The sequence below is a fragment of the Tropicimonas marinistellae genome (assembly GCF_001509585.1).
Lineage (GTDB): Bacteria > Pseudomonadota > Alphaproteobacteria > Rhodobacterales > Rhodobacteraceae > Tropicimonas > Tropicimonas marinistellae.
This window is the reverse complement of record NZ_LNCI01000003.1, coordinates 292,814-318,444: the sequence shown is the minus strand read 5'-3', so window position 1 is coordinate 318,444 and position 25,631 is coordinate 292,814. Positions and strand designations below refer to the sequence as shown.

Sequence of the window (25,631 nt, the reverse complement as noted above, 5' to 3'; positions counted from 1 at the left end):
CCTGACATGGGCTCCGGGTTCAGTCGAGCCAGGTGAGGCCGTCGCGGAAATCCGCCCGGTCGGGGAAGGCCGCCACATGCACTTGGCGCAAACCCCGCGCCACCTCCTTGCGGCCGAGCTTGCGGCACCACGCGATCTGGCGCTCCAGCGGCACCGCGTTGCCCGGTGCCAGCGCATAGGAGGCACCCATTGCGTCGAAGGCTTCTTCGAACCGGTCGAGAGAAGAGAGCGCCACGCCGCGAAGCTGCTGCAGGACCGCGCTGCTTGCAACGACCGCCTCGTGATCGACCATGAGCGCCAGCACGCTCTCGTGTTCCTTCATCTTGAGCATCATGCGGACCGACGCCTCGAGGGCTTCCGCCGTCATCGGTGCGGCCCCCTGCGCCTCCTGTTGCCCGGAGCCGGGAACGTATCTGGCAAGCACCGATTGCATGATCCGCGCGACGAGGTCTGAGGAAACGTGGCGGTAATCCCCGCGAGACCACGCGACACGCGGATCGCTGAGCACAACGAACTCGTAGGAGGGGAAGTAATCCACGCCGTCCGTCTCCGCGATAAAGGCATCGATGGCCGCGCGTTGCACCGATTTGGAGTAGCTGTTGGCAACCAGCACATCGACGTCGCGGAAGGTGGATAGCAACGGCACCGGGGAGACGGTCAGCAGCATCCGCAGCGGCTTGCTTCTGTAGCGCGTGAGAATCTCGTAGAGCTCGCGCAACCCGCCGAGGACATCCTCGTAGCTCAGCACGCGGAATTCGAAGCGCTCGGGCTGCTTCCGGGCAAGCTGCGGCGGCGGAGCGACGTTCAGGTAGATGCCCAGTTGCGTATCGTACCAGACCTCCACATAGCCCAGCGTAACGATCACCACATCGGCCTCGGCCGCGCGCGCCATGACATCGAGAAAGCGATGACGGAAAGCGAGGATCTCATCGGCGGAGAACTCAAGCTTGGCGGCCCCCAGTTGCAGGTCGCTGTATTTGCTGTCATCGGCCTGTAGCGGATAGAGGACGTCCTTGCCCGGGAAACTCGCCCTGTCGAGCGCCCACCGAAGCTCGTTGTTCACCGAATGGATCGAGTACTTGTTGAAGAAGTTGCCGGCGAATCCGAGGCTCTCACCAATGGGGCCAAGGTCGAAATCGCGGCTCGTCACCTCGATCCCGGCGCTTATCAGGGCCGATTCCACGTTGCGTGCAAAGCAGGATCCGATGGTGAAGACCGTGTCGTCGCGCGACATGGTGAATGAGGGCGTCGATTGCGGCGTCGCGAGGGGATAAAGCCGATCGCCATCCTTGTCTGGCGACGGGTAGCGCCGCAGGTTGTTGCCGGACGCGCGTCTGTAGGCCTCCAACGCGGTCAGTCTTTCCAAGTTTGTCTCAGCCATCTGCCTCTGCCTTTCGGGGCCTCTCCGACCTCCATTCTCATTGACCTTTATCCAATGCTCCGGTGGAGCAATGCCGCCTGTCTCGATCCCGCCGCACCGCTCATTGGACCGGCGGAATGGCCCTCACGATCCGCGCGATTTGGGCGCGGCGCTCCGGCCAATGGTGTTTTGCAAGCTCGGCCAGCGCGCGCGCTTGCATGCGGGCCTTTGGATCGTCGGTTGCCGCCAGGATGCGAAGCAATCTCCAGCAGAAACCGAAATTTTCCGTCACCGCCAGCGCCAGCTCCAGGACTTCGGTCGTCGCCCAGACTTGCCCCATCGCTTCGTAGCGGTCTGCAAGAAGCGTCCAGTAGCGCGGGCTTTCTGGTGCGGCGACCACAAGCCCCTCCAACGTCTCTACCGCGTTCAGCGGCTGGCCAAGCGCTGCCTGTGCCTCGGCGCGGGCCATTGCCAGATCCGGGAGGTGCTGACGCGTCGGATCGCCCTTGGCGGCGATTTCGGCCCCCCAACGAGGGTGTCCGCCCTGCGAGCAAGCAATCGAGAGCCGTGACAGGAAGCCGTCGTCATGGCCCCGGTTGTGCCGAAGCAACCGGGCGACTTCACCGGCCTCGCCGCGCAGCACCGCAGTGAAAACCCTGCGCGCGATATTCTCGCCGATCAGCGTGCGCTCCGTGCGCTGGCCCATAAACGGCAACCGAACAGGCTGAACGCCATCCAGCTGACGAAGCGCGGCGAATTGAGCCGCGTCATCGGCGCGATGCGGATCGAATGCGATGAGTGTGAACGGCGCCAGATCGTCCTGTTGCAGGTCCGGACCGGACGCCGGATCGCCCGTGGGTGCGACCCCTATGGGCGAAAACGCCAGTAAGGCACCGCAACCAGCCTGCCGCGCGTAGTGCAGTGCTGCCTGCCCTCCCATTGCCGCACCCAGAGCAATTGCCGGGCGCGAACTGGTCTCTGTCAGGATCTGGCAGAGTGCCCGCATCTCCTGCGGAGGGTAATGCCCGGCACGGCTCGGCCGAACCTCGAACAGATCGACCGCCGCCCGTCCCGGCGCGCTGATCCAGTTGGTCCGGATCCGGGCGCATGTCGGACCTTCGCAGAACAGCACGACGGCGTTGTCGGAGCGTGCGGACCTGTGGAACAACTGCACGCCGTCGGCTTCGAAGAGACAACGGGCATTCCCGCTGCCGCGCTGGCTACCGCGCGCTTTGTCTCCGTCGTATGCCATGCCACGCATCCAAGATTCTCCTGGCCCGGAGTTATCTCCCCAATTGCGTTCATTTCATGGCCAATCGAGGCTTGTTCGGGTCAATCGTATCCATATCCGGTGGGTTGTCCATCCGCCAAATCCGATACGTCCCGATGCGGGTCCTGCGTGAAACTCGGCGCCGGAATTTATCGCAGGACGCCCACTGGTTCGCCTTTTGCCGCGCCGCAGAGCACATCGAAGGCATATCGTGCGACAGAGCGAAAGCAGATCAACTTGATGTCATCGTTCGCATCGATCCAGAATGCCGCCGGAACCTGCGCGATCCGGCTGCGGCGAATTTCACCCGGCCCGAAAGCCGTCGATGCAAGATCCACCGGGCACAAGCGTGCGAGTACCTCCCGGGCGCCCGGCCCGGCGATGGAGAATACGGCCCGCGCATCGGACACGTCCACGGCGAGATGGTGGGAACCGGCGAGCGTCTCACCGAGAGACTTCAGGCAAGTGCCGACCTCGTCGCGCGGGCACATCAACAGGAACTCGTCAGGCGACATCCACCCCAATGCGAATTCGCCTTCGAAGGTGATTTCTCTTTGCCCCGGCACAGCGCAGCCTGTCGCATCCGCAACGGCTGCGCCGATCTCATCCGGGGATCCGCGCAGGGTAATCATGCCTTTGGGCGGCATTTCCACCACGCGCGCTCCTGCACCGTCGAACTCCGCGCCGCCAAGGGCCGGTTGGACATCAGACATTCTGCTTCTCCCCGTCCGGATCATAGAACACCGGATCGACGATCCTAGCTTCGATCATCGCGCCGTCGGTGGCCGCGAACTTCAGCACCTCGCCCATGCGCTCCGGGCCATGCGCCACCAACCCCATGGCGATCCCCTTGCCGAGTGTCGGTGAGTGGTAGGTGGACGTCACCCGTCCGATGGTATTGCGCTGACCATTGGCATTCTCGCCCTCGCCCACCGCATAGATTCCGTCAGGCAGCACGGACCCGTCGAGCGTCTCCAGCCCGACCAGTTTCCAGCGGTCGTCGCGCGTCATGAAACTGCGTTCCTGCGCGCGCTTACCGAGGTAGTCATCCTTCTTCTTCGAGATCGCCCAGTCGAGGCCGAGATCCTGCGGGATTACCGTGCCGTCGGTTTCGTCGCCGATCATGATGAATCCCTTCTCGGCCCGCATCACGTGCAGCGCCTCGGTTCCGTAGGGGGTGATGCCAAACGCCGCGCCATCCGCCAGCACCGCATCCCAGAGTGCCCGTGCCTGCCCCGCGGGAACGGCAATCTCGTAGCTCAGCTCGCCGGAGAAGGAGATCCGGTAGACCCGCACCGGGAATCCGGCCAACTCCCCCTCGACCCAGCCCATGAACGGCAGGGCCTCCTTGGAGACATCCATCCCCCCGAGACTTTCCATCAGCTTGCGGGCGTTGGGGCCGACAATGGCGATCTGGCCGTATTGCTCGGTCAGATTGACCGTCCAGACTTTCCAATCCCACCACTCGCATTGCAGCCAGTCCTCCATGTGGCCGTGCACATGGTCCGCGCCACCGGAGGTCGTGTGGCAGAGGAACGTGTCGTCGTCGAGCCGCGCCACCACCCCGTCGTCCATCAGGAAGCCGTTCTCGTTGCACATGAGCCCGTAGCGGCAACGTCCGGGTTTCAGCGTGGACATCTTGTTGGTGTAGAGCATATCGAGGAAGCGCCCGGCATCCGGCCCCTTCACGACGATCTTGCCCAGTGTCGAGGCGTCCAGCATACCCAGCGAGGCGCGGGTTGCCTTGACCTCGCGCGCCACCGCCTCGGCGTGGCTCTCGCCCGGCTTGGGGTAGCAATAGGGTCGCTTCCAGTGCCCAACCGGCTCCAGATATGCACCTGCCGCTTCGTGCCAGTCGTGCATCGGTGTCCGACGGAGCGGCTGGAACGTTCCGCCGCGTGCCTCGCCGGCGATGGAGCCAAAGGAGATTGGCTGGTAGGGCGGCCGGAATGTCGTCGTGCCGACCTGCGGAATCGCTTCACCCAACGACTGCGAAAGAACGGCAAGGCCATTGATATTGCTCAGCTTCCCCTGATCGTTCGCCATGCCGAGGGTGGTATAGCGCTTGGTCAGCTCAACGCTCTCGTAGCCTTCCTGAGCGGCCAGTTGCACGTCAGAGACCTTCACGTCGTTCTGGAAATCGAGGAACATCTTGGCCCGCAGTTCCGGCAGGGCTCCCGTGGGCATCACCCAGACGGGCTGCATCGGCAGTTCTTCGATATCGTTCGTCTGCGGGAGATCGCCGGAATACGCGGCACCGACCGCCGCCGCGCCTTTTTCAGCGGCATCTGCCAGGACCTCTCCGCTCGCCATGCAACCCGAAGCCGCGCCGGCCGTCGAGACGAAGGGAGCGCCATCTGCACCGGTGGGAGCGCGGCTCGGGTCGGGGTAGAAATGCGCGTATTCGTCCGACCACAGCAGCTTGCCGCCGCAATGGGACCAGAGGTGCACCACCGGTGACCAGCCGCCCGACATGGCCACGCAATCGCATTCCAGCAAAGCGCCCGCGCCGCCGGTACCATTGGCACGGCAGAGCATCACGCCCGCAACCTGTTTGCCGCCCTTGACCTTCATCACGGCGGCGCCGGTTTCCGCCCGCACCCCACGCCGGACGCATTCGCGGGCGAGCGGACCATCGCTGCGTTCCCGGACGTCGACGATGGCAGGCACCTCCAGCCCGGCGTCGATCAATACCAATGCGGTCCGATAGGCATCGTCGTTATTGGTCACCACAACGGTGCGACGGCCCGGTGCGACACCGAAATTCACCACATAGTCGCGCACGGCAGAGGCCAGCATCACCCCCGGCACATCGTTGCCGGCAAAACTCAGCGGCCGTTCGATGGCGCCGGTGGCGGTGACGATCCGCCCTGCCCGGATCTTCCACAGCCGGTGGCGCGGGCGACCGTCGCCCGGCGTATGATCGGAAAGACGCTCATAGCCGAGCGCGAATCCGTGGTCATAGAGTCCCGCGCCCATGCAGCGCGCGCGGAGCGTGACGTTTTCCATCGCCTGCAACGCTGCGATGGTATCGGCGATCCAGACATCGGCAGGCTGGCCGTCGATTTCCACCCCGTCCACCGGGGCGCGTCCGCCCCAATGGGCAGTCTGCTCGATCAGAAGAACCCGCGCGCCCGCGCGCCCCGCCACCAACGCCGCCTGCAAGCCGGCGATACCGCCGCCGACGATCAGAACGTCGACGAAGGCATAGAAATGCTCGTAGAGGTCGGCGTCGGGCTCCTTCGGGGGCAGACCGGAGGCCGCCGCGTCCCGGATCACCGGCTCGTAAACGTGCTTCCAGAAGCTCCGAGGCCACAGGAAGGTCTTGTAGTAGAACCCGGCCGGCATCATCGAGGAAAACCAGCCGTTGACGGCCATCGCATCGAAGCCAAGCGACGGCCAGGCGTTCTGGCTCATCGCAATCAGGCCATCAAACAGTTCGGTCGTGGTCGCGCGCTGATCCGGCTCGAAGCGGCCACCCTGCCCCAACCCGACGAGCGCATTGGGTTCTTCTGCCCCACTGGCGACAATGCCGCGCGGGCGATGGTATTTGTAGGAACGGTTGACCAGAACCTGCCCGCTACCGAGCAGGGCCGAGGCCAGCGTGTCGCCCGCGTAGCCCTGCATCGGGTTGGTGTCGAAGGTGAAGCCGAGGGGTTTGCTGCGGTCGATCAACCGGCCACCGCTCTCCAGACGTATGCTCATGCCCGCCCCTCCCAGTCGGGCCGCTTGGCCCTGATCCTCTCGACGATCTCGGCCGGCGGTTCGATGGATTGCGCCTTGTAGGTCCCGAAGACTTCCATCGTCACCGTATCCCGCGCCGCGAGGAACCACTTGCCGCAGCCGTTGGCATGCCGCCAGCGCTCGAAATGCACCCCCATCGGATTGTCCCGATCGAAGAGATAGGCCTCGAAAGCATCGTCGCTCGACCCCGGGCCCTCGCGTTTCAGATGCGCTTCGCCGCCATTGGCAAGCTCGGTCTCGTCGCAATGGATGCCGCAATAGGGGCAGGTGAGGATCAGCATGGGACGGTCCTTGCCGGAGTGATGTTGGGCTTGAGAACGGAGCGCAGCGCCGGAGCCGGGCTGTGGGCGAGAAACGCCCGCCCCGCGTAGGCAGGTCGGGCGCTGCCCGGCGGTGCCACCGCGCGGTGCGGTTCGGCCGGTGCGCCATTGACCGCCCGGCCGGAAGGCTGCGCCGCCTGGAGCCGGGGGGCCAGCCCCCCGGCGCCCCCCGGGATATTTCCCGACAGAAGAAGGGCCTCGGCGAGGAGGAATCGGGCGCGGTCCACGGAGATCAATGCGCCACCCCCGCCGCGACGCTTTCGTCGATGAAGCGGCCCTCGCGGAAGCGGTCGAGGCCGAAGTCGGCGGCCAGCGGGCCGGGCTCTCCGTTGGCGACAAGCTCCGCCATCGCCCAGCCCGAGCCGGGGATGGCCTTGAACCCGCCAGTGCCCCAACCGCAGTTGATGAAGCAGTTTCCCAGCGGGGTCTTCGAGAGGATCGGTGAACGGTCGCCCGTCATGTCCACGATCCCGCCCCATTGGCGTAGCATCTTCAGCCGCGAGATGATCGGAAACGTCTCGATCAGCGCCCGCACGGTCTCCTCGATGTGGTTGAAGGACCCGCGCTGCGTGAACCCGTTGTAGCTGTCGGTGCCACCGCCGATCACCAGTTCGCCCTTGTCGGATTGGCTCATGTAGCCATGCACGGTGTTCGCCATGACCACACAATCGATGCAGGGTTTGATCGGCTCCGAGACCAGCGCCTGCAGCGGCGCGGATTCTATAGGCAAGCGGAACCCGGCCATATCGGCCAGATGCCCGGAATGGCCCGCAACCACAATCGCGAGCTTGTCGCAGGCGATGTCACCCCTGGTCGTGACAACGCCCGTCACCTGGCCGCCCTCGGAGCGCACGCCGGTCACGGCGCATTGCTGGATGATGTCCATTCCCATGCCGGAACAGGCCCGCGCATAGCCCCAGGCGATGGCATCGTGCCGCGCCGTGCCGCCGCGGGCCTGCCAGAGCCCGCCCAGCACCGGATACCGTGGACCATCGATATTGATGATCGGCACGATCTCCTTCACCCGCTCCGGGCCGACCCATTCGGTTTCGACCTCTTGCAGCGCATTGGCGTGCGCCGTGCGCTGGTAGCCCCGGACCTCGTGGTGGGTCTGCGCCAGCATGAGCACCCCGCGCGGGGAGAACATGGCGTTGTAGTTCAGGTCCTGGCTGAATGTCTCGTAGAGGCTGCGCGCCTTCTCGTAGATCGCGGCCGAGGGGTCCTGCAGGTAGTTCGAACGAATGATCGTCGTATTCCGCCCGGTATTGCCGCCACCGAGCCAGCCCTTGTCGAGCACGGCCACATCGCGGATACCGAAGTTCTTTCCCAGGTAGTAAGCGGTTGCCAGCCCGTGGCCGCCCGCGCCGATCACGATCACCTTGTAGTGTTTCTTCGGTTCCGGCGAGCGCCATGCGCGTTCCCAACCGGTGTGATGACGCAGGGCTTCGCGGGCAATGGCAAAGGCGGAATATCGGCGCATGGTGGTCCTTGTCGGTCGGGGCCATTTCTTGTCCGCCCCGCAATTCGGGGCTCGGTCGGCAACGCGCAGCCACAGCGCCGCAGCGACACGTCGCACGGTATCCCTTTTCCCGCCGATTGCGAAAGGCCATCCGCCAACCTGCGGCATCTTGCGGGCAGGAAACGACCTTGTGAACGCCCGGTGCGAGGCGGGGTGTCGCGGGGGGGTTTGCCCGGCTCTCTGTTCCGGATAGACGGGGTGTCACCTGTATCGAGCGACGCCACCGGAAGGACGCATGCTTTTCTGGATTATCTCGGGGCTTGCCGCCCTTCTTGCCGCACTGTTGATCGGATGGCCGTTGATGCGGCCGCAAAATGGGGGCGCGCAATCGGTAAACGACACCGATATCCAGATCTACCGTGACCAGCTAAGGAGCATCGACAAGGATCTCGCGCGGGGCGTGGTGAGCACCGACGAGGCCGACCGGCTGCGCACCGAGATCAAGCGGCGTATCCTGGACGCTGACAAGGCGCGCGGCGATGCCATCGGCCGTGCGCCGCGCGGGGTGACCGTGGCAGCCGCGGTCATCGCGGGGTTGGCCGTGATTGCGGGAAGCTATCTCGTTTATGACCGTATCGGCGCGCCGGGCTATGCCGATATGCCGCTCAAGAAACGGCTTGCCGATGCGGAGGCGGCGCGAGAAGCCCGACCGTCGCAGGCAGAGCTGGAGGCTGCGATGCCCGCCGCGCCGCAGCCGGACGTCGATCCGGAATATGCCGCGCTGATCGAGAAGCTGCGTGTCGCCGTGGAGGAAAACCCCGACGAACTGGAGGGGTGGGTTCTGCTCGCCCGCAACGAGGCCGGGCTGGGAAATCTGCCGGCCGCCCATGTGGCACAAGCCCGGGTGATCGAATTAAAGGGCGAAAGCGCGACCTCACAGGATTACTCCACCTACGCCGCGATGCTGGTGCAAGCCGCCGGTGGCCGCATTTCGGCAGAAGCCGACAATGCGATTGCCGGGGCGCTTGACCGAGATCCCCACAGCCCATTGGCGCGCTACTTCGCTGGATTGATGCACTTGCAGACGGATCGCCCCGACCTGACATTCCAGTTCTGGGAGCCGCTCGTCGGCGAAAGCCCTCCCGACGCTCCATGGATGCCGATCATCCGCGCGCGGCTGGAAAGCGTCGCGGCGCTTGCAGGTATCAACTATACCCTGCCCGCGTCCCAGGTGATGCCCGACCCCCACGGCAACCCGACCGCGGACGACATTGCCGCGGCCGCCGACATGAGCCCGGAGGAGCGGCAGGCCTTCATCCAGAACATGGTGGACCAGCTCGGCCAGCGCATGGCGGAGGAAGGCGGTCCGCCCTCGGACTGGGCCAAGCTGATCCGCGCCCATGGAATCCTCGGCAATACCGACCGTGCAGCGGCGATCTGGGCCGAGGCGCAACAACGCTTCACCGATCCTGAGACCCTGGCACCGATCCGAGACGCCGCGGTGCGGGCTGGTGTGGAAAGCGGCGGCGCCGAGGAGCGAGGCCCGACGCAGGCCGATATTGATGCCGCAGCGGAAATGGCGCCGGAAGACCGGCAGGAGATGATCCGCGCCATGGTCGACCAGCTTGGCGAGCGGCTTGCAACAGAAGGAGGCCCGCCGGCCGACTGGGCAAGGCTGGTGCGCGCCCATGGCGTGCTCGGCAACACCGAACAAGCCGCAGCAATCTGGACCGAGGCCCAGCAGACCTTTGCTGAACGTCCGGAACTGCTGGAGACAATCCGCGCGGCCGCCGTCGACGCGGGCGTGGCGGAGTAGCGGCCCGATGATCTGCGAGGAAATCGAGGCGTTCGCCTCCACCTTGCCATCTGGCGTTCCGGTCGCCGGGTTGGATCTTGGCACCGCCACGATCGGCGTGGCCATTTCCGACCGGCGGCTGAGCACGGCAACACCCCTGGAGACAATCCGGCGCAAGAAATTCGGAGTTGATGCGGAGAAGCTGCTGGCGCTTCTGGCAGCACGCGAGGTCGGCGGGATCGTGCTCGGCCTGCCACGCAATATGGACGGAACGGAAGGACCGCGTTGCCAATCTACCCGCGCCTTCGCCCGCAACCTGGAGAAACTGACGGACGTGCCGATCACATTCTGGGATGAACGGCTGTCAACAGTGGCGGCGGAACGCGCGCTGCTGGAGGCGGATACGTCTCGAAAGCGTCGCGCCGAGGTGATCGACCATGTTGCCGCCGGTTTTATCCTTCAAGGTGCGCTGGATCGGATGCAGCACCTGAGGAGCGCGGGATGAAGGACGACGACATCTGGAAGCGGGACGAGGTCGAGTCCCCCTGCGTGAAGCTCTGCGTGATCCACCCGGAAGCGCAGATCTGTACCGGCTGTCTGCGCACGCTGGATGAAATCGCCGCTTGGTCGAAGATGACCGCCGAGGCACGCCGCCGCGTAATGGACGTCTTGCGGGATCGGGCTCCCCAACTGGCTCGCCGCCGCGGCGGACGCGCGGCGCGCATCGCTCGTCGGGATGGTGCGGCCTCTGACAGCGGGAAAGATTGACCCGGCTCCGCCCGGATCGCCCTCAGACCCCGGCAGCCTGCGTCCCGCCAACACGCTCCAGTGCCGCATCCAGCACATCCAGGCCGGCTCCGGGCCGGGATGCGCCCTCGCTCAATACCCGCCGCCAGCCGCGCGCACCGGGCTGACCCGCAAACAGGCCCAGCATGTGCCGCGTGACCGAATGCAACCGCCCACCCTGCTCCAAATGTCGCGCGATATAGGGCCGAAAACGGTCGACCGCCTCGTGGCGGGAAAGTGGGCGCTCGGTCGCTCCGAAGATCCGCCGGTCTGCCTCTAGCAGGATCTGGGCAGGCTGATGATAGGCCGCACGCCCGATCATCACCCCATCGAGCCCCTGCGCGAGTTGATCCTCGGCCGCCGTGAGCGTCGCGATGCCGCCGTTGATCGAAATGTGCATGTCCGCGAATTTGCGTTTCATCTGCGCCACAAGGGCATAGTCGAGCGGCGGGATCTCCCGGTTTTCCTTCGGCGAGAGACCCTGAAGCCAGGCCTTGCGCGCATGGATCGTCACCCGCCGCACACCGGCGGCGCGGATCGTGCCCAGAAAGGCCGGCAGGACCTCCTCCGGCACTTGCTCATCCACGCCGATCCGGCATTTGACGGTCACCGGCAGCCGTGTGGTGGCCGCCATCGCATTCACGCATTCGCCAACGAGGTCGGGCTGCGTCATCAACACGGCGCCAAAACTGCCCGATTGCACGCGGTCCGACGGGCAACCGCAGTTGAGGTTCACCTCGTCGTAGCCAGCCTCCTCGGCCATACGCGCCGCCGCCGCAAGCTCGGCAGGGTCCGATCCACCAAGCTGCACCGCCAAGGGGTGTTCAACGTCGGCGAACTCCAGCAGGTGCAAGGCTCCCCCCCGAACCAGTGCCGGCGCTGTGATCATCTCCGTGTAGAGCAACGCGCGCCGCGACAGGACCCGGTGGAATGCCCGGCAATGCCGGTCGGTCCAGTCCATCATCGGGGCCACCGAGAGGCGCGCGGCGTCGGCGGCGGGATCGCGATGGGTCGGGCGTGCGTGCATCGGGAGCGTTCCGGGTCGGTGGGGCGGTCCGCCGCAATCAGGCTGCGGTCGGGTTTCGGTTTCGGCGCCCCGCATACACGTCCGCGCATGCGCAGGGCAAGCGAATGCCGCCATGAACTCTCACGTGTTCACTGCTCGCCGGTCAAAGCTCGCACGACGCAAACGGTTTCAGGCTCGGGCGTGAACTCCACCGGTTCGAAACCGAGCTTCTCGTAAAACCTCAGCGCCCGGGCGTTGCTCGCGGCGACGCCCAGATGGATCCCCCGCGCTCCCTGTTTCCACACCGAATGCATCATCCGTTTCATCAACAGCTCTGCCACACCGGTGCCATGGCCCCTTGGGAGCAGGTCGATGTGGCCGTGCGCAGGCCAGCGGGAGAGTGGCGCCGCCAGAGCCTCCGGCGGGTGGTGCAACCGGTGGCGCAGCCAGTCGCTTCCATGCCAGCCGGCCTTGTCGGTGTCAGGTTCCGGATAGGTACCACGCAAGTCCGGCCACCAGACCCGTTCGGCCCATTTGCCGAACGCGACGCTGTCGGCGACCCCAACCGCGTAGCCAAAAATCCCCTGCCCGTCCTCGGCGACCCAGGCGCAGTCCGGAGCAAAGACCAGATAGGGCTCAAGAAAGATCGCCGGCAGCAGCTCCGGCGCATCCTCCTTGCCAGACGCATCCGCACCGGCATCGCCGGTTCGGATACAGATACTGCGAAGCTGCTCCACGTCCGCCCGGCGTGCCGAGTGTATTCTCACCGTCATCGGACAGATCCCCCCGGCCTGCCGCCGCCAAGCGAAAGATCAGAACCTGTAGTTCCAGAGCAGGATCGGGCCGGATTGGTAATATTCTTCCATCAGGTCGCCATCGGGAAGATCCCATTCCATGTGGCGGTAGCCAAGCACCAGATCGCTGCGGCCAAAGGTGTAGCCGATGCCCAGGCCCGCTTGCCACGTCAGGTCCGACTGCCCCGCGCCCACGTCGAAGATGTAGGACAGGAACCACGCGTCGGAGAACCGAGCGCGCCCATTCACGCCGATGACGGCATCCCAGTAATCCTCGTCTCCGTCCACTTCGAATGACCGATCCTGCGCGCCGGCGCTCACGTCGAGTGTCAGGTCGGCGGCGATCTTCAGATATCGCGCACCGAAGGTGCCGTAAGCGGAATAGGTTGGCGTGTCCGCGATCCGGTATCCGCCGCCGAAACTCACGACTGTCGTTTCGATATCTGCATCCGCGACCGCTTCAACCTTGACGCCTTCGGCGGGCGAACCCGGAGCGATCGTGTAACTCGCATCACCGCCTTGACGGATGCTCGCGTATCCCAACTCGCCATAGGTCATCCAGGGCCCGTTGAACCCCCGGAGTCCGCCCATGAGCGCCATGTTCAGGTTCTCGACGATATCGTCGAACCCAAGTTCGAAGTCCACACCGTTGGCCACTCCGCCAACCTCGGTGCCCCACAGGTACAGTTGCAGCTCGTAGTTCCATCTCGGTTCCGGCATGTACGCGACGCCGTCCTGCGCCATCGCCAAGTGTCCCGCACAGGTAGAACTCAAAACGGTTGCCACAGCGAAAAGTGCCTTTTTCATCGTCTCGACTCCCCTTCTTTCGCGCTTCGTCGGGCCGGCCCGCCGAGGCTCCCGGCAAGCAGAGTATCAACAAACGTGACCTGCGCTATGATCAGGCTCAAATCGTGGCCGTTGCAAGTGTTTTACCCACAACGACACCTTTTCGCTCGATTGACCGTTGCGGTTGCACACGGCCACGAAGCCCGGTTGCAGTTGCAGCGTTGCCCGCCCGCCCCTAGGGTGCGCGCGAGCAATATCGGAGTCCGACGCCCATGCCGCACGACGCCCCCCAAACCATTTATCTTGCCGATTACACGCCCTTTACCCACCTCGTTGAACAGGTTCATCTCGTTTTTCGCCTCGCACCCGACGTGACGCGCGTGATTTCACGCATTGCCTTTGTGCCCAATCCCGACGCACCCGATGGCCCTTTTTTCCTGCACGGAGAACAACTCAAGCTGATCGAGGCAAAGATCGACGGGCAGCCGGTTACACCCGAACTCTCCGAGGCCGGGCTGACCTGTCCGGTGCCGGACGGCCCCTTTACATGGGAGGCCGAAGTAGAGATCAGTCCGCAGACCAATACTGCACTCGAAGGGCTCTACATGTCCCGGGCGATGTATTGCACCCAATGCGAGGCCGAGGGCTTCCGCAAGATCACCTACTACCCCGACCGCCCCGACGTGATGGCTCCGTTCACAGTGCGGATCGAGAGCGACCTGCCCGTCCTGCTGTCGAACGGCAACCCATCCGGGCGCGGCGAGGGCTGGGCGGAATGGACCGATCCCTGGCCGAAACCAGCCTATCTCTTCGCCCTGGTCGCGGGCGATCTGGTGAACCATCCCGACCGGTTCACCACCCGCTCCGGCCGTGAGGTTGAGTTGAACATCTGGGTGCGACCGGGGGACGAGAAGAAATGCGCCTTCGGCATGGATGCGCTGAAACGCTCGATGACCTGGGACGAAGAAACCTACGGGCGGGAATACGATCTGGATGTCTTCAACATCGTCGCCGTGGACGATTTCAACATGGGCGCGATGGAGAACAAGGGGCTGAACATCTTCAACTCCTCGGCCGTCCTCGCCTCCCCCGAAACCTCCACCGACGCCAATTTCGAGCGCATCGAGGGGATCATCGCGCATGAGTATTTCCACAACTGGACGGGCAACCGCATCACCTGCCGCGATTGGTTCCAGCTCTGCCTGAAGGAAGGGCTGACGGTGTTCCGCGACCAGCAGTTCACCGGCGACATGCGGTCTCGTGCGGTCAAGCGGATAGACGATGTACTGAACCTGCGCGCGCGTCAGTTCCGAGAGGACAACGGCCCGCTGGCGCATCCGGTCCGGCCCGAGAGCTTTGTGGAGATCAACAACTTCTACACGGCCACGGTTTACGAGAAGGGCGCCGAGTTGATCGGGATGCTCAAGCGTCTCGTGGGCGATGAGGGATACGCCAAGGCGCTCGACCTCTATTTCGAGCGTCATGACGGCGACGCTGCCACGATCGAAGACTGGCTGAGAGTGTTCGAGGATGCGACCGGCCGCGACCTGTCGCAGTTCAAGCTGTGGTACTCTCAGGCCGGCACCCCGCGCGTGCGGGTGGACGAAGCCTGGTCGCCCGGGGCCGAAGGCGGGACCTTCTCGCTGCATTTCCGGCAGGAGACACCCCCGACCCCAGGACAGGCGGAGAAAGACCCGCTGGTGATCCCGGTGGCCGTTGGACTGCTGTCACCAAATGGCGACGAGGTCGTGCCCACGCAGGTGCTCGAACTCACCCAGACGAGCCAGGTTTTCCAGTTCGAGGGGCTGGCCACGCGCCCGGTGCCTTCGATCCTTCGGGGCTTCTCCGCGCCCGTCATCGTGGAGCGCAAGACCGACGCAAAGGAGCGTGCCTTCCTGCTGGCACACGACACGGATCCGTTCAACAAGTGGGAAGCCGGCCGCGGGCTGGCAAAGGACGTTCTGACGCGCATGGTCTCCGAAGGTGCTGACCCCGCGCCCGCCTATCTGGAGGCGCTTGAGGCAATGGCCCGCGACGAGAGCCTCGACCCTGCCTTCCGCGCCCTTGCCCTTCGCTTGCCGAGCCAGGACGACATGGCGCAGACGCTCTTCGATGCCGGCCGTACCCCTGACCCGTTGCAGATCCATGCCGCGCTTCGACACCTTCGCAAGGCCGTCGCCGAGCACATGGGCAGCTTGCTGTCGGACCTCTACGACGACATGGCCGTGCATGGCCCCTACCGGCCCGATGCCACGGACGCCGGCCAGCGCGCGCTTCGCCAGGGGGCGCTTGCACTCCTCAGCCTTGTGGACGAAGGCACGCGCGCGCAGGCGCAGTTCGAGGCGGCCGACAATATGACCGAACAACTCGGCGCATTGACCTGCCTGCTGGAAATCGGTGCGGCCGATGCGGCGCTCTCCGCGTTCCGCAGCCAATGGCAAAGCGACCGGCTGGTGATGGACAAATGGTTCGGGTTGCAGACCGCCCACGCCGAACCCGACAAGGCGGCGCAGGTTGCAAGCCGTTTGACGGAGGATTCCGACTTCGACTGGAAGAACCCCAATCGGTTCCGGGCGGTGATCGGCGGGCTGGCAATGAACGCGGCCGGCTTCCACACCCCATCGGGGGCCGCCTATGCGCTGGTGGCCGACTGGCTGATAAGGCTCGACCCGGTCAATCCGCAAACGACCGCGCGCATGACGACCGCCTTCGAGACATGGAAGCGATACGACGGCGACCGGCAGGGGATGATCCGGGACAACCTGGAGCGAATTGCCGCCACACCGGGCCTCAGCCGGGACACGACCGAGATGGTCGGGCGAATTCTGGGTGCCTGAGCGGAGCGCACAAGACCTCGGGCTGCTGCTCGTCACCGGTGCGTCTTCGGGGATCGGCGCGGCCTCGGCGATCCGGGCGGCCCGCGATGGCTGGGACGTGGCCGTGCATTTCAACCGCGACGCGGCGGGGGCGGAGACAACGGCCACAGCGGTACGCGCGGCGGGCCGAAAAGCATGGGTCGTGCAGGCGGATTTGGGTACGGGGGACGACATTCCATCCCTCTTTGCCGCGATCGACGAAACCGGCCGCCCGCTGCGCGGATTGGTCAACAATGCCGGCATAGTCGAACGCGCACAAAGGGTGGACGAGATGACGGCCGAACGGGTCGAACGCATGATGCGGGTCAATGTCGTTGCGCCAATTCTGGTGGCCGGCGAGGCGGTGCGCCGGATGTCAACCGCCTTCGGCGGACAGGGTGGCGCAATCGTCAACGTCTCGTCGCTGGCAGCACGGCTCGGCGGGGCCGGCCAATACGTTGATTACGCCGCGTCCAAGGGCGCAATCGACAGTTTCACCAAGGGCTTGGCACGGGAGGTTGCAGGTGAGGGAATCCGGGTGAATGCCGTCCGCCCCGGTATCATCGAAACCGCGATCCATGCCAAGGGTGGCCAACCTGACCGGGCCGCACAGCTCGGCTCCACGGTTCCCGTTGGACGCGCCGGAACGGCCGACGAAATTGCGGAAACAATCGTCTGGCTGCTTGGCCCCGGCGCCTCCTACGTGACCGGCGCACTTCTCGACGCTGGCGGCGGCCGCTGACAGGCGGGAGCCCGCCTATGAACACAGATTGACGCAGCAGGCTCCCGATTGCCCGAGAGGATTGTTACATGCTATGTCATTGATGTGTCACAGCGACGTGATGGATGGTCCCATGCGTGATCGAATCGACCCCCTGATCCAGGAACGCGCTGCCTGGCTGTTCGCGGACAACCCCGTTGCGCGCAATTCCCACCGGATTCTCAATCGCCTGCTGGGCTACGATCGGACCATCGAACTTGGAAATCTGCTCAAGGACGAGCCGAACGACGCAATCATGGCCCACATGGCGCGGATGATTGCGCGGGATGTGCAGATTTCCGGGCTCGATAACATCCCGGCGTCGGGGCCGGCCCTCGTTGTGGCCAACCACCCCACCGGAATTGCCGATGGCATCATCATGTGGCACGCGATCACCCAGCGTCGCGACGATCCGTTCTTCTATGCCAATTCCGATATTCTGCGCGTGATGCCGCAGATGGAAACGATGATTGCACCGGTCGAATGGCGTCTGGAAAAGCGCAGCCATGCAAAGACCCGCGAGACGATGGCCTACACCCGCAAGGCGATCGAGGCGGGGCGGCTGGGAGTGATTTTCCCCTCCGGCCGGTTGGCAAAGCGCCGTTGGCTGAAACTCTATGAACGGGATTGGATGGCCTCGGCCGCGATGATCGCGCGCAAGTGGGATCTCGACGTTATCCCGGTGAACGTGCGGGCGCGCAATTCGGCGTTGTTCTACCTGTTCGACATGATCCACCCGTCGCTGCGGGACATCACCCTGTTTTACGAGACGCTGAACAAGGATCGCCAACCTTACCGGCTGACATTCGGCCGTCCGATCCCGGCGAAATCGCTCTCGGCGAATTCCGGCGAGGCAATCGAGGAGTTGAAGGCGGCGACCCTAAAGTTGGGCGGCCGGCACGCGCCCACGGTTTCGCTCGCCGAAATGACCCGCCGCCCCCGCTGGGTCCGGTCCACGCTTTCGGCTTGATCCCACGGCGGTTTCTCACCCGGATTACTCCCGGCGACTGCCCTTCGTGAACGGGATTTTGACGCCGCGGCGCCATGCCGGGCGAAGCCAGCGTTTCTGGTCGTTGAGACAAGCGCCAATTGACCGATCGACCGAATCGGTGTGCAATGTTTGCATTTAAGGCTTCCATTCAAGGCGTGATTTGACATGCCGCTCTCGCAACAAGAAATCGACCGGCTGACACCCGACATCCCTGCGCCGCCTGAGGGACTCCCGGAGTCCATCCGCGAAGCTGTCGCCGAAAAGCACATGGAACCGTGGATGCGTCGGTTGTCCTGGACGCAGTTCCTTCTCGCGGGAGAGTTTGCGCAGCGCGTGCGTCATGCGGCGGAAGAGGTGCATGGCGCGTGGCACGCCGGGATCGGTTTCATTCCATTTGCTGGCCTGCCCGAAATACCGGGACGGTGGCCACCCGAGATTGCCGCGGCAATCGAGAAATCTGGATACCTCTGGGGTGGTCGCATCCTTACCAGTGGTTCGGAGCGTCCGTACGTCTACGGCGGAGACGTATATTCCGTGGGCGATGACTTCGCCTTTCCGATTCTCGTCATTCCAGCCCGAAACACACCGCAGGCGATGGAAGTCTCGGCTTCGGGCCAACTCCTCGGCACCGCCGCCTGCTGGGTTCGAGGCCGCGCCATCAACCGGTATTTCGCAAATCAGGAGGGGTGCCTGACGGCCGCTCACGTGCTGGGCGCAGGTATCCCTGCGGTTTCGGTACGCGCCAATGGCTCGCAGTATTCCGCACGGCGCCCGGTTTTTGCACCGCCCTGCGTGGACGCGGTTTTCCTAGACACGGGCTGGCCCTCCGTCGCCCCGACACAATTCTCGGCACCGGACGTCTCCTGGTTGTCCGCCGGGGATCCAACGCTGTTCTCAGGTGCGGTTTCCGCCGGCGTGGCCGGATTTGTGACCGACATCTCAGCCCATGCCCATTACACGGGATCAGCCGTTCCGATGATCCTTTGCCATGATGGACTTGGGTCAAATGGCGACAGCGGCTCGCTCGTGGAGGTCGGGCATCAACTGGCCGCGCTGCACCTGTCCCAGATCATGACCGACACAGGGTCGTATGAATCGCGCACCCTGCTGCTTCAGCAGGTCGAACGGGTACTCGACGTAGATCTTTATCAATAGGAGTTTGAAATGGCACCAGAAAATGATTCCAGCGAACCCACCACCCCGCCCGGCGAGGTCTATCTGGTCGTTCCCGCCGAGGGGAACGACGGAGCGCGGACCATGGTCGATGCGTCGAACGTCAACCAGGCTGTAGCGCGGGGGCTCTGGGGCGGCCGCAAAGAGGTTCCCTCGGACACCGAAAAGGTCGAAACGCAGATCAACAACTACGTCACGATCATCCAGGGTGTCGCCGAGCGCGAGGAAACGAAGGAAACCAAGCTGCGCCTCTCCGAAATCACGCTGAGCCTCACCCTGTCAGCCGAAGGCAACATCGGGATCGCCTCAACCTCCGCCGAAGCCGGCATATCGTTGGTCTTCAAGAGAAGCTGACGGCAGATCCGGCGATCCAAAGGCCCCAGATCAGCAAAACGGAGCCTGAGGCGAGGTCCAGCCAATGCATCGCCCCGGCGTTCATGCGCGCGCCGGCGAAATGCGCCATGTGCACCAGCAGGAGCCACCAAAGTGCCGACCCTGTGAACACTCCAACGACCAGGAGGTACGGTGCGAGTGCCGTGCCCGAAGCCGCGGAGCCGAGCGCCGCGATCATGCCGACAAAGGCGAGGATCGTCATCGGATTGGAGAGGGTGAGCGCAAAGGTGGTCGCCCAGGCCGCGGCAACTCCACGATAGGGCCGCCCACGCCCGGCGGCCTGTGGTGCGGGCGCATTGCGCGCAGCCCAGTACCCGCGCAATGACATCACGCCGAGTGCCGCCACCAGCAGCCCGCCTGCAACCGCCAGGGGATCCGTGTAGGAGACCAGCACCCCGGTTGCCGCAAAACCGGCCGCCACCATGAGCCCGTAGACGCCATCCGCCGTTGCTGCCCCGAGCCCTGTCGCGAGACCGGCTGCCCGCCCGTCCATCAGTGTGCGCCGAATACACAGCAAACCGATAGGCCCCACAGGCGCAGCAACGGCAAGCCCGATGCCGATCCCCTTGAGTAGAACGAGGATCATTCCCGCGTTTCCGGCGCAAGAATCCGAACCGCCGCAGTCTCCTTTTGGGTATCGAGCGAGATCATCGTCTCCGTTCGCCGTACCGCCCGAAGTGGCTTCACGACGTCTTGAAGGAACCGTTGCAGGGCCGCAGTATCCGGAAGGCGAAGTTTCATAAGATAGGAATGCGCACCGCTGATATGGTGCAACTCCAAGACCTCGGGACGCGCCGTCAATTCCGCTGCCGCCTCCGCTTCGCCGTCGAAATCCATGTCGATCAGGACGAAGGCACAAAGCGCCGCGCCGGCGGCTTCCCGGTCCAGCACGGCTTGCCACTGGGAAATCACGCCTTGCGCAACCAGGCGCCGCACCCGCTCATTGGCCGAAGAGACCGACAGCCCGACAGCCGCCGCCAATTCGGCGCTGGAGGCCCGCCCCTGCGCCTGGAGGATCTCACAAATTTTCCGGTCCGTATCATCCATGTCCAGCAATATGCTCGCATGAACATCAGATTGCAATAATCTTGTCGGCAGATAAGTCGATCTCCGATCAGGATCCACAAACCCAATCAGATAGCAGGACCGACTCCGATTCGCACGCGCATGCGGGCACGAACCGGGACGATAGCCGGCAACGCTGGTAAGGACGATCAGCCGTCGCGCTGAGAAATCTTGCGGAGCTGCGCCCGGAGGTTTTGCGGCTTGGGCTCGCAGAATGGCTGCGCGCGGGTCCATTCAATCATGTCGGCGCGTTTCTGGGCAGAGTGGAACGGCCCCCAATCGGCGGCAACACCGCGCATCCCCCGGCTCACGACACCGTCACGCGGTACCGTGTGCGCCATGATGCGGATGGCGCAACTTACGTTGTCCGACCCGTCCTTGAGCGCTGCGCCGCTGCGCGCGCGGCAGCCGTAGCCATTGGCGGTCGGCGGCGCGATCTGCACCAGGCCAAACCACAACCCTCCGCCGCCCACGGCAGCCGGGTTCCAGGTGCTTTCGTGTTTGGCGAGCGCCGATATGAGCCCGACCCAGAACGCCTCCCGGTCTTCGAGGCTCGCTTCCGAATACCCCGGACACCATGTTTCGATATCCGCCGGCACCATGGACGGAAGCACCGAGCCATGGGACCGCAACGCCTGAAGCGCCGATACGGTCCAGTCGTCGGACCCCGGCCGATGGTCCCACCGCATGGGTGGCGTGTCGAGAATCGGCGCCTTGCTGGAGGCCGTCGCTTCGGATTCCTCGACCGCTTCCATTGGCGGCTCCTCGGCAGATTTCACACATCCCGCGAGGGCAAGTGGCAAGGCGACGAGGACGGCAAGGAGCGGTGACGTGCGTGGCATGAGGTGGAGATCTCTGACAACACCGGATCTGGTCCGGCGGCGAATTTCTGACCTGTCCGCTCGGATCTGGCAAGATCTGCGATGCCGCAACTCGAAATTGGGCGGGATACCGCGCGTGATTTCCGACCACGGAACCAATGCTTGTCGGCCGCACGAATTGTCAAGCGGACCGTCACCAACGGCGTGACGGGCTATGGACCAGGCGCGTTGGCGTCTGCGCGGGCCACGGCCCTCTTGCCCCTCGTCACGGCGTCCCATAGAACCCAGCAGACACCGCGATACCGTCCCGAAATCCCTGCAAGGATACCGCCGATGCTGGATCTCACTTACGAAGCCCCCGCCCCGAAGGTCATTTCCGGCGCAAAGGAAGACTGGGAACTGGTGATCGGGATGGAGGTGCATGCGCAGGTCGCCTCCAAGGCGAAGCTGTTCTCCGGCGCCTCGACGCAATTCGGTGCCGAGCCCAATTCAAACGTCGCGTTCATCGACGCGGGGATGCCCGGAATGCTGCCTGTTATCAATGAGTTCTGCGTGGCCCAAGCGGTCCGCACGGGGCTCGGCCTGAAGGCGGACATCAACCTCTTCTCGGCCTTCGACCGGAAGAATTACTTCTATCCGGACCTGCCGCAGGGCTACCAGATCAGCCAGCTTTACCACCCGATTGTCGGTGAAGGCGAGGTGCTGGTCGACATGGGGCCCGGCGTGGCGCGCAAGGTGCGGATCGAGCGGATTCACCTGGAGCAGGACGCAGGCAAGTCGATCCACGACATGGACCCGCACATGTCCTTCGTCGACCTCAACCGGACGGGCGTGGCGCTGATGGAAATCGTCTCCCGTCCCGACATTCGCGGCCCGGAAGAAGCGGCGGCCTATGTTGCTAAGCTACGGCAAATATTGAGATATCTGGGAACCTGCGACGGCAACATGCAGAACGGAAACCTGCGGGCGGACGTGAACGTCTCGGTCTGCCGGCCCGGACAATACGAGAAGTACATGGAGACGCAGGACTTCTCGCACCTGGGCACGCGCTGCGAGATCAAGAACATGAACTCCATGCGCTTCATCCAGCAAGCCATTGAATTCGAAGCGAAACGGCAGATCGCGATTATCGAGGACGGTGGCACGGTGGATCAGGAGACACGCCTCTACGACCCCGACAAGGGCGAGACGCGGTCGATGCGCAGCAAGGAAGAGGCGCATGATTACCGCTACTTCCCCTGCCCGGACTTGCTGCCGCTGGAGATCGAACAGGCCTGGGTGGACGAGATCGCGGCCAGCCTTCCGGAGCTTCCGGACGAGAAAAAATCGCGCTTTGTCAATGACTTCGGGATGACGGAATACGATGCCTCGGTGCTGACGGCAGAGGCGGAATCGGCGGCCTATTTCGAGGAAGTGGCGCGGGGACGCGACGGCAAGCTGGCGGCGAACTGGGTCATCAACGAGCTGTTCGGGCGCCTCAAGAAAGACGATCTGGATATTGGCCAGAGCCCCGTTTCCGCAGCCCAGCTGGGCGAGATCATCACCCTGATCAGCAAGGGAGACATCTCCGGCAAGATCGCCAAGGACCTGTTTGAAATCGTCTTCAACGAAGGCGGAGAACCCGCTGAAATCGTTGAAGAAAGAGGCATGAAACAGGTCACGGACACGAGCGCCATCGAGAAGGTCGTGGACGAGATCATCGAGGCCAACCCGGCGCAGGTGGAGAAGGCCAAGGTCAATCCGAAACTCGCCGGATGGTTCGTTGGTCAGGTGATGAAGGCGACGGGCGGCAAGGCCAACCCGAAGGCCGTGAACGAGATCGTCGCCAAGAAACTGGGCTGATCGCCGGAATGTACGTTTTGCCCTGTGCGACCGGTCGTTTTGACCGGTCGCAAAAAGGTATCATGACACCCCATATTGCGGGTTTCGGTCGTTTTGCCCGTGGCGAACGACCGAAACGGCCTCAGATGTAGGAGATGTCGTCGACCAGCTGGTCGAGATCCTTCACCCCGGCGAATTTGAGGCTGTTGCCGCCGCTGAATTCCAGCGACACCGAGTTGCCGTTGTCGACCCCGTACCGGTCCACCAGACGCTGGACGGAGTAGCGGCCCGACCACAGATCGCTGTCCAGGAGCACGGTATCGACGTTGTTCTGGAAATCCGTGATGCGGTCGTTGCCGCCGGTGAAGACGAACTTGTCCGCCCCCTTGCCGCCGCCAAGAATGTCGGACCCCGCCCCACCGTCGAGACGGTCGGACTTGTCGCCGCCGAGCAGCTTGTCCCGGCCAGCGCCGCCGAGCAGCACATCGTTGCCGGCCTTGCCGATAAGCAGGTCGTCGCCCTTGCCGCCGTCCAGCTTGTTGGCGCGTCCGTCGCCTTCGAGCGTGTCGGCCTGATTGGAACCGATCATGTTCTCGACACCGGTGTAGCTGTCGCCCTGCGCATCGCGGGTGTTCTTGCCGGTCTTGGAGAACGAGGCGACGACGCCTTTCTTGGCGCTGGCGTAGCTTGCGGTGTCGACACCGGCGCCACCGACCAGCCGGTCGCCGCCCGCATCGCCGGACAGAAGGTCGTTCCCGCCGCCGCCGAAGAGGCCATCGTCCCCGCCGCCACCGAGCAGGTTGTCGGCGCCGGCACCGCCGTCGAGCAGGTCGCGCCCGCTGCCGCCGCGGAGGAGGTCATTGCCGCCGAGCCCGAATATCTCGTCATTGCCGCCCAACCCGTTGACGCGGTCATCGGCGGCGGTCAGGCGAATGACATCGCCCTTGGCGGTGAAGACGGGCGTGTCGACGATGGTGACGGATTGATTGAGGATCGAGCCGGAAAAATCCGCCCCGGACTTGAGGGTGAAGGCCAGTTCGAAGGATTCGAGCGCCTCGACCTTGAGATCGTCCTTGATCCTCACCTTCACGCCGGCCGTGGTCTTGCCCGGAGCGAAGTAGATCGAATTCTGCAACAAGGTGAAATCGGCGCCAGCCTTCGCCGTACCGTTGACGGCCTTGACGTCGAAGCTCAGGGCCGTGGTGGAGGGGCGTGTCAGCTCCACGGCGATGGAGTGGACCGTGCTCTTATCCTCGTATTCGTTCTCGACGATGCTCACCGGCGCCGAGGCGAGCGCGACATTGGTTCCGCCCCCGTCATCGTCGAGGATGACGCCCGATGCCGCCAAGGTCGGCACGCCGCCGGCGAGCATCGCGCCGGTCGACGGGTTGAAGAGTTCGAGGAACACAACCTCGTCGAACTCGTCGTCACTGTCATAGTAGGACGTCTGGATGGTGATGTCCTTCGAGGTCTCCCCCGCGACGAAGGTGATCGTGCCGGTGTGCTCACGGGTACTGTACAGATCCTCCACGGCGCCGGTGCCGGTAAAGAGCGTCCGGTAGGATACCATAACGTCCTGGGTGTAGGCCTCTGACAGCGTGGCGGTGAAAACCAGATCCGTGTAGTTATTCGTCCCCTCGATGGCGCGCGCCTCGTGCAGGGAGATGACCGTGCCCTTGCCTGCGTCATCGTCGAGAATGGTCGCCTCGCCCACGGAATCGTAGGTGCTGATCCCCTCGCCGGTTGGCGGCGTCACCTTGAGGCTGAAGGTTTCGGTTCCCTCGGCAAGCCTGTCGCCCTTGATCGGCACGTTCACGTAGGCGACCTCTTGACCGGGGACGAAATTGATCGTGCCCGTGGTCTCCGTGTAATCCGAGCCGGCGAGCGCGCTTCCGTCGATGGTCGTGTAGTCGAAGGACAGGGCCTTCGGCGCAGGTTGCGACAGGCGCACCTCGAAGACCGCGTTGCGGGTTCCGCTGTCCTGTTCGACATAGATCGGATCGGAGACGTTGACCGACAGGCTCGGGCTGCCGTCGTCGTCCTGGATGATCCCCATGGCGCGCAGCACCGGCCGGTCGCCGGGGAAGGTGACACCGCTGGTCGGGTTGAACAGTTCGAGCGTGAAGAACTCGTCGTATTCGTTCACATCGTCGTAGTAGCTCGTCCGCAGGGTGATCGTGGCGGTCGTGTCGCCGGCGGCGATGGTGAAGGATCCGGTGGGCGCATAGATCGAGTTGAGGTAGAGATCGGTCTCATCCGCCGAGCCGTCGAACAGGGTCCGGTAGTTGACCGTCACGTCGTAGAAAACGGTCGTGGCCAGCGTCGCGGTGAAAACGATATCGGTGTAGGCGTTCGTCCCCTCGACCGCATAGGCCGGAGACAGGGTCATCTTGACCATTGGAAATTCCCTTCTGAATGCACACTCGTGATAC

22 protein-coding genes are annotated in these 25,631 nt (G+C 64.2%); 9 read left to right on the top strand and 13 right to left on the bottom strand.

The window, feature by feature from the left end:
- Positions 1 to 19: 19 nt before the first annotated feature.
- The 6 genes from ARC39_RS07720 to ARC39_RS07690 form a co-directional block, all read right to left on the bottom strand.
- On the bottom strand, positions 20 to 1,381 hold the full coding sequence (locus ARC39_RS07720; RefSeq protein WP_068112523.1) for a GSCFA domain-containing protein: 1,362 nt from the start codon (positions 1,379 to 1,381) through the stop codon (positions 20 to 22).
- A gap of 100 nt (positions 1,382 to 1,481) precedes the next feature.
- Entirely contained in the window at positions 1,482 to 2,621 is a 1,140-nt protein-coding gene (locus ARC39_RS07715) for a hypothetical protein (protein ID WP_068112521.1), read from the bottom strand.
- A 158-nt stretch (positions 2,622 to 2,779) separates the two neighbouring features.
- On the bottom strand, positions 2,780 to 3,343 hold the full coding sequence (locus tag ARC39_RS07710; protein WP_068112518.1) for a sarcosine oxidase subunit gamma: 564 nt from the start codon (positions 3,341 to 3,343) through the stop codon (positions 2,780 to 2,782).
- Entirely contained in the window at positions 3,336 to 6,335 is a 3,000-nt protein-coding gene (locus ARC39_RS07705) for a sarcosine oxidase subunit alpha family protein (RefSeq protein ID WP_068112516.1), read from the bottom strand. Before ARC39_RS07705 ends, ARC39_RS07710 begins: the two co-directional genes overlap by 8 nt.
- The gene (locus ARC39_RS07700) at positions 6,332 to 6,655 is read right to left on the bottom strand and encodes a sarcosine oxidase subunit delta (protein ID WP_068112513.1); all 324 of its coding nucleotides are present in this window, start codon (positions 6,653 to 6,655) and stop codon (positions 6,332 to 6,334) included. Before ARC39_RS07700 ends, ARC39_RS07705 begins: the two co-directional genes overlap by 4 nt.
- Positions 6,656 to 6,926: 271 nt before the next feature.
- Entirely contained in the window at positions 6,927 to 8,174 is a 1,248-nt protein-coding gene (locus ARC39_RS07690) for a sarcosine oxidase subunit beta family protein (protein WP_068112507.1), read from the bottom strand.
- A 274-nt stretch (positions 8,175 to 8,448) separates the two neighbouring features.
- Here ARC39_RS07690 and ccmI point away from each other — a divergent pair, with 274 nt between their 5' ends.
- From ccmI to ARC39_RS07675, 3 genes are read left to right on the top strand one after another with little or no spacing between them, the layout of a single operon-like run.
- Positions 8,449 to 9,969 carry a c-type cytochrome biogenesis protein CcmI gene (gene ccmI, locus ARC39_RS07685; RefSeq protein WP_068112504.1) on the top strand — a complete coding sequence of 507 codons (1,521 nt, stop codon included), beginning with the start codon at positions 8,449 to 8,451 and terminating at the stop codon, positions 9,967 to 9,969.
- Between the two features lie 7 nt (positions 9,970 to 9,976).
- Complete coding sequence (ruvX, locus tag ARC39_RS07680) at positions 9,977 to 10,453, top strand: Holliday junction resolvase RuvX (protein ID WP_068112501.1); 477 nt, start codon at positions 9,977 to 9,979, stop codon at positions 10,451 to 10,453.
- Positions 10,450 to 10,716 (top strand): DUF1289 domain-containing protein, encoded by a 267-nt coding sequence (locus ARC39_RS07675; RefSeq protein ID WP_068112499.1) that lies wholly within the window; start codon positions 10,450 to 10,452, stop codon positions 10,714 to 10,716. The genes ruvX and ARC39_RS07675 overlap by 4 nt, the downstream gene beginning before the upstream one ends.
- A gap of 22 nt (positions 10,717 to 10,738) precedes the next feature.
- Here the strand turns inward: ARC39_RS07675 and dusA are convergent, their stop codons facing one another.
- The 3 genes from dusA to ARC39_RS07660 all read right to left on the bottom strand — a co-directional run bounded on the left by dusA (position 10,739) and on the right by ARC39_RS07660 (position 13,341).
- Complete coding sequence (dusA, locus tag ARC39_RS07670) at positions 10,739 to 11,761, bottom strand: tRNA dihydrouridine(20/20a) synthase DusA (protein WP_068112496.1); 1,023 nt, start codon at positions 11,759 to 11,761, stop codon at positions 10,739 to 10,741.
- A gap of 128 nt (positions 11,762 to 11,889) precedes the next feature.
- A complete protein-coding gene (locus ARC39_RS07665; RefSeq protein ID WP_068112493.1) occupies positions 11,890 to 12,513 on the bottom strand; it encodes a GNAT family N-acetyltransferase in 624 nt (207 codons plus the stop codon).
- A 39-nt stretch (positions 12,514 to 12,552) separates the two neighbouring features.
- A complete protein-coding gene (locus ARC39_RS07660; protein WP_149866346.1) occupies positions 12,553 to 13,341 on the bottom strand; it encodes a hypothetical protein in 789 nt (262 codons plus the stop codon).
- Positions 13,342 to 13,592: 251 nt separating this feature from the next.
- Between ARC39_RS07660 and pepN the strand changes: the two genes are divergently transcribed.
- The 5 genes from pepN (at position 13,593) to ARC39_RS07635 (ending at position 19,453) form a co-directional block, all read left to right on the top strand.
- Positions 13,593 to 16,157 (top strand): aminopeptidase N, encoded by a 2,565-nt coding sequence (gene pepN / locus ARC39_RS07655; RefSeq protein WP_068112488.1) that lies wholly within the window; start codon positions 13,593 to 13,595, stop codon positions 16,155 to 16,157.
- Complete coding sequence (locus ARC39_RS07650; protein ID WP_201455726.1) at positions 16,150 to 16,917, top strand: SDR family oxidoreductase; 768 nt, start codon at positions 16,150 to 16,152, stop codon at positions 16,915 to 16,917. Before pepN ends, ARC39_RS07650 begins: the two co-directional genes overlap by 8 nt.
- A 112-nt stretch (positions 16,918 to 17,029) precedes the next feature.
- Entirely contained in the window at positions 17,030 to 17,905 is an 876-nt protein-coding gene (locus ARC39_RS07645) for a 1-acyl-sn-glycerol-3-phosphate acyltransferase (protein WP_236545148.1), read from the top strand.
- Positions 17,906 to 18,091: 186 nt separating this feature from the next.
- The gene (locus tag ARC39_RS07640) at positions 18,092 to 19,081 is read left to right on the top strand and encodes a hypothetical protein (protein WP_068112483.1); all 990 of its coding nucleotides are present in this window, start codon (positions 18,092 to 18,094) and stop codon (positions 19,079 to 19,081) included.
- Positions 19,082 to 19,090: 9 nt separating this feature from the next.
- Positions 19,091 to 19,453, top strand: coding sequence for a Pepco domain-containing protein (locus ARC39_RS07635; protein WP_068112480.1), 363 nt, complete (start codon positions 19,091 to 19,093; stop codon positions 19,451 to 19,453).
- Here ARC39_RS07635 and ARC39_RS07630 read toward each other — a convergent pair.
- The 3 genes from ARC39_RS07630 to ARC39_RS07620 all read right to left on the bottom strand — a co-directional run bounded on the left by ARC39_RS07630 (position 19,440) and on the right by ARC39_RS07620 (position 21,399).
- Complete coding sequence (locus ARC39_RS07630; protein ID WP_068112477.1) at positions 19,440 to 20,078, bottom strand: LysE family transporter; 639 nt, start codon at positions 20,076 to 20,078, stop codon at positions 19,440 to 19,442. The genes ARC39_RS07635 and ARC39_RS07630 overlap by 14 nt on opposite strands.
- Positions 20,075 to 20,539, bottom strand: coding sequence for an Lrp/AsnC family transcriptional regulator (locus tag ARC39_RS25825; protein ID WP_161470942.1), 465 nt, complete (start codon positions 20,537 to 20,539; stop codon positions 20,075 to 20,077). Before ARC39_RS25825 ends, ARC39_RS07630 begins: the two co-directional genes overlap by 4 nt.
- Before the next feature lie 167 nt (positions 20,540 to 20,706).
- Positions 20,707 to 21,399, bottom strand: coding sequence for a transglycosylase SLT domain-containing protein (locus tag ARC39_RS07620; RefSeq protein WP_236545147.1), 693 nt, complete (start codon positions 21,397 to 21,399; stop codon positions 20,707 to 20,709).
- 312 nt (positions 21,400 to 21,711) lie between these two features.
- Between ARC39_RS07620 and gatB the strand changes: the two genes are divergently transcribed.
- The gene (gatB, locus tag ARC39_RS07615; RefSeq protein WP_068112469.1) at positions 21,712 to 23,220 is read left to right on the top strand and encodes an Asp-tRNA(Asn)/Glu-tRNA(Gln) amidotransferase subunit GatB; all 1,509 of its coding nucleotides are present in this window, start codon (positions 21,712 to 21,714) and stop codon (positions 23,218 to 23,220) included.
- Between the two features lie 121 nt (positions 23,221 to 23,341).
- Here gatB and ARC39_RS07610 read toward each other — a convergent pair whose 3' ends face one another.
- On the bottom strand, positions 23,342 to 25,597 hold the full coding sequence (locus ARC39_RS07610; protein ID WP_068112465.1) for a Calx-beta domain-containing protein: 2,256 nt from the start codon (positions 25,595 to 25,597) through the stop codon (positions 23,342 to 23,344).
- Between the last annotated feature and the right edge of the window lie 34 nt (positions 25,598 to 25,631).